The organism is Microbacterium sp. 69-10, assembly GCF_001897945.1.
Lineage (GTDB): Bacteria > Actinomycetota > Actinomycetes > Actinomycetales > Microbacteriaceae > Microbacterium.
On record NZ_MKRT01000028.1, the window covers coordinates 177,993 to 184,493 of the forward strand.

The following is a 6,501-nucleotide window of genomic DNA, read 5'->3' on the forward strand; positions in this document are numbered from 1 at the left end:
TCCCCGCCCCTGGACTGCCAGCTACGCCGCAGGCGTCCCCGAAGATCTCGCGCCGGTCTCGGGCTCGCTGATCGACATCGTCGAGGCCTCGGTGCGGGATTACCCGGATGCCCCGGCGCTGCAGTTCTTCGGTGCGGAGACCACCTACCGGCAGATGCAGGACGCCATCGACCGCGCGGCGAACGGGCTGCGCGAACTGGGCGTGAAGGCTGGCGATCCCGTCGCGATCGTGCTGCCGAACTCGCCCCAGCACATCATCGCGTTCTACGCGGTGCTGCGCCTCGGAGCCGTGGTCGTCGAGCACAACCCGCTGTACACGCCGCGCGAGCTGCGCAAGCAGTTCGAGGACCATGGCGCGAAGCACGCGATCGTGTGGAGCAAGGTCGTCCAGACCGTGCAGGAGTTCCCCTCGGATCTCGCCGTCGACAGCCTGATCTCGGTCGACGTCACCCGGGCGATGCCCTTCATGACGAGGATGCTGCTGAAGCTGCCGATCGCGAAGGCACGCGAGTCCCGCGAGGCGCTCACGTCCAAGGTGCGCGGCGCGATCTCATGGGACGCGATCGTGGCATCCGCTCCCCTGCCGTCCACGCACCCGCGCCCGCAGACCGACGATCTGGCGATCATCCAGTACACGTCCGGCACCACCGGCACGCCCAAGGGCGCCTCGCTCACGCACCGCAACCTGCTGGCCAACGCGGCTCAGGCGCGCGCGTGGGTGCCGTCCATCACACGAGGGAACGGCTGCGTGGTCTACGCGGTGCTGCCGATGTTCCACGCCTATGGACTCACGCTCTGCCTGACGTTCGCGATGTCCATGGGCGCCCGGCTGGTGCTGTTCCCCAAGTTCGACCCGGATCTGGTGCTCGAGGTCACCAGGAAGCACCCTGCCACGTTCCTTCCCCTCGTGCCGCCGATCGCCGAGCGCCTGCTGCGCGCCGCGAACGAGAAGGGCGTCTCGCTGAAGGGCACCGAGGTGGCGATCTCCGGCGCGATGGCGCTGGCGCACGACCTGGTCGTGCCGTTCGAGAAGGCCTCGGGCGGGTTCCTCGTGGAGGGCTACGGTCTCAGCGAGTGCTCCCCCGTGCTGATGGCCAACCCCGTGGCGGAGAACCGCGTGGCCGGCACCGTGGGCCTGCCGCTCCCCGGCACCGAATGCCGTGTGGTCGACCCGGAGAACCCCACGCAGGACGTCCCGGCGGGTTCCGCCGGTGAGCTCATCGTCCGCGGCCCGCAGGTGTTCTCCGGCTACTACGGCAAGCCCGAGGAGACCGAGGCGGTCTTCGTCGACGGCTGGTTCCGCACCGGCGACATCGTCACGATCGACGAGGGCGGCTTCGTCCGCATCGTCGACCGCATCAAGGAGCTCATCATCACCGGCGGCTTCAATGTCGCCCCGACCGAGGTCGAAGGCGCTCTGCGCCAGCATCCGGACGTCGTGGACGCAGCCGTCGTCGGGCTTCCCAGCGAGCACTCCGGCGAGGAGGTCGTCGCCGCGATCGTCGTCGACGGCGACAAGGACGTGGACGTCGAGGCGATCCGCGAGTTCGCCCGCGGGATCCTCACGCCCTACAAGGTCCCGCGCCGCATCTTCGTGGTCGACGAGCTGCCCAAATCGCTGATCGGCAAGGTGCTGCGGCGCCAGGTGAAGGAGAAGCTGGTCTCCCTGACCTCGGGCTCCTGAACCTCTTCCTGCGGTCGTACAGGCGCAGGCACTATCGTTAGCTAGTGACTGCTGACGATAACGCCGCCGTGCCCACCGACTCCTCCGCCCCGACCGAGGAGACCGCGAAGCCGGGCTTCGACGAACTCGGCATCACCGGTCCCGTCCTGAAGGCCGTCCGCGACCTCGGCTACGAGACGCCCTCGCCCATCCAGGCGGCGACCATCCCGCTGCTGCTCCAGGGACGCGATGTTCTCGGCACCGCGCAGACGGGCACCGGCAAGACCGCCGCATTCGCGCTGCCGGTGCTCGAGAACCTCGACCTGTCGCAGAAGACGCCGCAGGCCCTGGTGCTCGCGCCGACCCGCGAGCTGGCGCTGCAGGTCTGCGAGGCCTTCGAGGCCTACTCGGCGCGCATGAAGGACGTCCGCGTGCTGCCCGTGTACGGCGGGCAGGGGTACGGCGTGCAGCTGTCCGCGCTGCGCCGTGGCGTGCACATCGTCGTCGGCACGCCGGGCCGCATCATGGACCACCAGGCCAAAGGCACCCTCGACCTCTCCGAGCTGAAGTACCTGGTGCTCGACGAGGCCGACGAGATGCTGAAGATGGGCTTCGCCGAGGACGTGGAGCAGATCCTCGCGCAGACGCCGGAGGACAAGCAGGTCGCCCTGTTCTCGGCCACGATGCCCGCCGCGATCCGCCGGCTCGCCCAGAAGTACCTGAACGTGCCCGAAGAGGTCGCGATCAAGGCCAAGACGACCACGAACCAGAACATCACCCAGCGGTACCTGGTCGTCTCGTACGCGCAGAAGGTGGATGCCCTGACCCGCATCCTCGAGGTGGAGAACTTCGACGGGATGATCGTCTTCGTCCGCACGAAGAACGAGACCGAGACTCTCGCCGAGAAGCTGCGCGCCCGCGGCTACTCCGCGGCCGCCATCAACGGCGACGTGCCGCAGGTGCAGCGCGAGCGCAGCGTGAACCAGCTCAAGGACGGCAAGCTCGACATCCTCGTCGCCACCGACGTCGCCGCCCGCGGCCTGGACGTGGAGCGCATCAGCCACGTGGTGAACTTCGACATCCCCACCGACACCGAGTCGTACGTGCACCGCATCGGACGCACCGGGCGCGCCGGTCGCAAGGGCGACGCCATCAGCTTCATCACCCCGCGCGAGCGCTACCTGCTCAAGCACATCGAGAAGGCGACGCGTCAGCAGCCGGAGCAGATGCAGCTGCCGACCACCGAGGACGTCAACACCACCCGCCTGAACCGCTTCGACGACGCCATCACGGCCGCGCTCGAGGACGCCGGCCGGATCGAGGCGTTCCGCGACATCATCGCGCACTACGTCCGCCACCACGACGTCCCCGAGGCGGACGTGGCGGCCGCGCTGGCCGTCGTCGCGCAGGGCGACACCCCGCTGCTGCTCGACCCGGAGCGCGATGAGCTGTCGCGGGCCGTCGAGCGCGACAACCGTCCCCCGCGAGAGCGGTCAGACCGCCCGGAGCGCTCCGACCGTGCCCCGCGCGAGCGCCGTGGACGTGGCGACTACACCGCCTACCGCATCGAGGTGGGCCGCCGTCATCGTGTGGAGCCGCGTCAGATCGTGGGCGCCCTGGCCAACGAGGGCGGCCTGGGCCGTGACGACTTCGGTGCGATCGCGATCAAGCCGGACTTCTCCATCGTGGAGCTGCCGGTGGGCCTCGACGCCTCCGTGCTCGAGAAGCTGCGCGACACCCGCATCTCCGGCCGCCTGATCGAGATCAAGCCCGATCGCGGCGTGCCGAACCGCCGTGCGCCTCGTGACGGCGATCGGCGCGACGGCGATCGCCGTGGCGGATACCAGGACGACCGACGCGGGCGTGACGCGGGTCGCGACCGGGGCTACTCCCGGGATGACCGACCCGTTCGCGGCGATCGCTTCGAGCGCGATGACCGTCCGGCACGGAAGCCGCGTCACAAGGGCTGAGCGGATGCCCGAGAGCAGCGACCTCGATCTGGTGCTCGCGCTGGAGCGCGAGCTCCAGGCACCCGCGTGCCGTTCCGATGCCGCCCGGCTCGAGGAGCTGCTCGCCCCCGAGTTCACGGAGTTCGGGGCGTCGGGTCAGGTCTGGAGCCGTACCGAGATCATCGCCGAGCTCGCCGGTGAGGACGAGGGTGTCATCGAAGTGCACGACCTCGAGGCCCGCGGGGTCGGGGACGACGTGGTGCTCGTTCTCTGGCGATCCCGCATGGCGGATCGGCAGGCGCTGCGCAGCTCGCTCTGGCATCGCGAGCCCAGCGGCTGGCGTCTGGTGCACCATCAGGGCACACCCACGGGCTGACCGGATCACATCACCGCCATCAGGTAGACCCCACGCCGATGAGCGTCGGGACCAGATCCTGCGCGGCGTGTCCACGAACGCGAGCTCAGACCTGCTCAGAGGTCGAGAGCGAAGTGGTGCGCGGTGATGCTCATCCGCTCGCGAAGGTAGAACCGATGCGCGTCGACGCGCTGCACCCCGGAGTCCAGTTCCAGGGAACGGCGCCCGGCGGCGACGGCCCGCTCGCGCAGCTCGTCCATCAGCATCCGCCCGTATCCGCGCGACCGGTCGGACGCGGCTGTGGACAGGTCGTCGATGTACAGCTTGCGGATGGCGCTGGTGCTGGCGACGATCCGCCACCCCGCGATCGCCACGCAGCGCTCGCCGGCGAAGACCGCCGTGAACCGGAGCCCCTGCGGTTCCGCCTCGCGCATCACCTGGGCGAACAGCTCGTCCGTCAGGTGCGGGCGCAGCTCCCGCAGCACGGGCAGGGCGCGAATCCAGCGCGTGTCCTCGGGCTCCAGGTCCACCACGGTCGCATCGTTCACAGCATCTCCTTCACAGCGCGGGCGAGGGCGGTCACGTCGACGGGACCGGTGGTATCGACGGTCAGCACCGGGAACCCTGTCATCGGCCGCGCCGCATCCGCGGACCGCTCCCACTCCTCGCGTCTGCCCTGGTCGTCGTGCACGGCGTGCCGTGGCCGAGTGAAGAACCGCTCGCGCATGACCTCGCGTGGCGCCTCGCACCACACCTCCACACCCGCCGGCGAGCCTGCGGACTCCCAGCCGCGCCGGAACCACTCCTCGTCGCGGTCGGCCAGCCAGACCGACTCGACGAGCACCGTCGCCTCCAGCATTCCGACGATGCGCCACAGTGCATCCGCCGCGAGGGCACCGAGTGCTCGGGTGGGCAGTCGTGCGTCCACCGCGTCCCCGAGAGCCTCCTTGAGGGCATCCTTCGACACGAACGGCACGCCGAGCTCCGTGGCCAGCGGGCGGGCGAGCGTCGTCTTCCCCGCTCCGGCCATCCCGTTCAGGACGATCAGACGGTCAGGCATCCAGGGCGTCCGGGCCCTGTGTCACCAGCACGTGGAACTGCGCGGCGTCCAGCACCCGGATGCCGAGCTCCTCGGCCTTCGCGAGCTTCGACCCCGCTCCGGGCCCTGCCGCGACGAAATCCGTTTTCTTGGAGACGGAGGACGCCGCCTTGCCGCCGGCCTTGATGATCGCCTCCTGCGCGCCCTCGCGCGTGTAGCCGTCCAGGGATCCGGTGGCGACGACGGTGAGACCTTCCAGCACCCCGCCCTCGGCGACCGCCGCGCCCGGGCCCGGGTGGCCGGGCGTGGACCACTGCACACCGGCATCCGCCCACTGCCGCACGATGTCCTGATGCCAGTCGACCTCGAACCAGTTCAGCAGCGAGTCGGCGATGATGCCGCCCACGCCCTCCACCGCGGCCAGCTCGTCCCGCGATGCGGCACGGATCGCGTCGAGCGAGCCGAACCACTGCGCAAGAGCGCGCGCGGCGACCGGGCCGACATGGCGGATGTTCAGCGACACCAGCAGTCGCCACAGCTCCTTGGTCTTTGCCTTCTCCAGCTCGGCGAGCAGCTTCACCGCGGCGGACGACGGCTGCGGGCCCTCGATGCCCGCCTTCTTCTCGTCGGCGGTGGGGTTCCGGCTGAACGGTGAGCGGGTCTTGACGATCCCGTCCTCGTCCTCCTTCGGCAGCCCCGTCTCGGAGTCCCGCACCACCACCGAGATCGGCACGATCTGCTCCAGGGAGAGCGAGAACAGTCCGGCCTCGGTGTCCAGCGGCGGCACCGCGGGATGGCTGGGCTGCGTGAGCGCGGCGGCCGTCACCTCACCGAGCGCCTCCACATCCAGCGCCCCCCGGGAGCCGATGTGCTCCACACGCCCGCGCACCTGGGCCGGGCAGGAGCGCGCGTTCGGGCAGCGCAGGTCGATGTCGCCCTCCTTCATGGGGCGCAGCGGCGTGCCGCACTCCGGGCATCCGACGGGCATGACGAACTCGCGCTCGGTGCCGTCGCGGCGCTCGACCACCGGACCGAGCACCTCGGGGATCACGTCTCCCGCCTTGCGCAGCACCACGGTGTCGCCGATCAGCACGCCCTTGGCCTTGACGACGTCCTTGTTGTGCAGCGTCGCCTGGCGCACCACCGACCCCGCCACGTGCGCGGGCGCCATCACCGCGAACGGCGTCGCACGCCCGGTGCGACCGACCGAGACGACGATGTCCAGCAGCTTCGTCTGCACCTCCTCGGGCGGGTACTTGTAGGCGATCGCCCAGCGCGGCGCCCGGCTGGTCTCGCCGAGCTCCGCGTGCAGTGCGAGCTCGTCGACCTTGACGACGATGCCGTCCAGCTCGTGCTCGATGTCGTGCCGATGCTCACCGTAGTGCGCGACGAACTCGGCGACCTCGTCGGTCGAGTGGCACACCTTCGTGTGCGGACTGGTCGGCAGCCCCCATTCCGCGAGCAGGTCGTACACCTCGCTCTGCGCGGCGACCGG

At 70.1% G+C, this 6,501-nt stretch carries 6 protein-coding genes; 3 read left to right on the forward strand and 3 right to left on the reverse strand.

The genetic code is table 11. From position 1 onward, the window contains the following. The 3 genes from BGN97_RS15415 to BGN97_RS15425 all read left to right on the forward strand — a co-directional run. Positions 1-1,684, forward strand: a 1,684-nt coding sequence (locus BGN97_RS15415) for a long-chain-fatty-acid--CoA ligase (RefSeq protein WP_292703347.1), incomplete at its 5' end; no start/stop codon positions are given. 68 nt (positions 1,685-1,752) lie between these two features. Further along, on the forward strand, positions 1,753-3,633 hold the full coding sequence (locus BGN97_RS15420; RefSeq protein ID WP_292703629.1) for a DEAD/DEAH box helicase: 1,881 nt from the start codon (positions 1,753-1,755) through the stop codon (positions 3,631-3,633). 4 nt (positions 3,634-3,637) lie between these two features. Continuing rightward, positions 3,638-3,988, forward strand: a complete 351-nt coding sequence (locus tag BGN97_RS15425; RefSeq protein WP_292703349.1) for a nuclear transport factor 2 family protein — start codon at positions 3,638-3,640, stop codon at positions 3,986-3,988. A 95-nt stretch (positions 3,989-4,083) separates the two neighbouring features. On the opposite strand, the gene BGN97_RS15430 is transcribed toward BGN97_RS15425, so the two are convergent. From BGN97_RS15430 to ligA, 3 genes are all read right to left on the reverse strand, one after another. After that, positions 4,084-4,515, reverse strand: a complete 432-nt coding sequence (locus BGN97_RS15430; RefSeq protein WP_292703352.1) for a GNAT family N-acetyltransferase — start codon at positions 4,513-4,515, stop codon at positions 4,084-4,086. After that, positions 4,512-5,027, reverse strand: a complete 516-nt coding sequence (locus BGN97_RS15435; protein WP_292703355.1) for an AAA family ATPase — start codon at positions 5,025-5,027, stop codon at positions 4,512-4,514. The genes BGN97_RS15430 and BGN97_RS15435 overlap by 4 nt, the downstream gene beginning before the upstream one ends. Continuing rightward, the coding region (gene ligA / locus BGN97_RS15440) for an NAD-dependent DNA ligase LigA (RefSeq protein ID WP_292703358.1) at positions 5,020-6,501 on the reverse strand (1,482 nt) is incomplete at its 5' end. The genes BGN97_RS15435 and ligA, both read right to left, overlap by 8 nt.

What these genes read in the sequence shown, in the direction of transcription:
- BGN97_RS15425 (WP_292703349.1), top strand. Translation starts at nt 3,638, where the DNA reads ATGCCCGAGAGCAGCGACCTCGATCTGGTGCTCGCGCTGGAGCGCGAG.
- BGN97_RS15435 (WP_292703355.1), bottom strand. Translation starts at nt 5,027, where the DNA reads ATGCCTGACCGTCTGATCGTCCTGAACGGGATGGCCGGAGCGGGGAAG.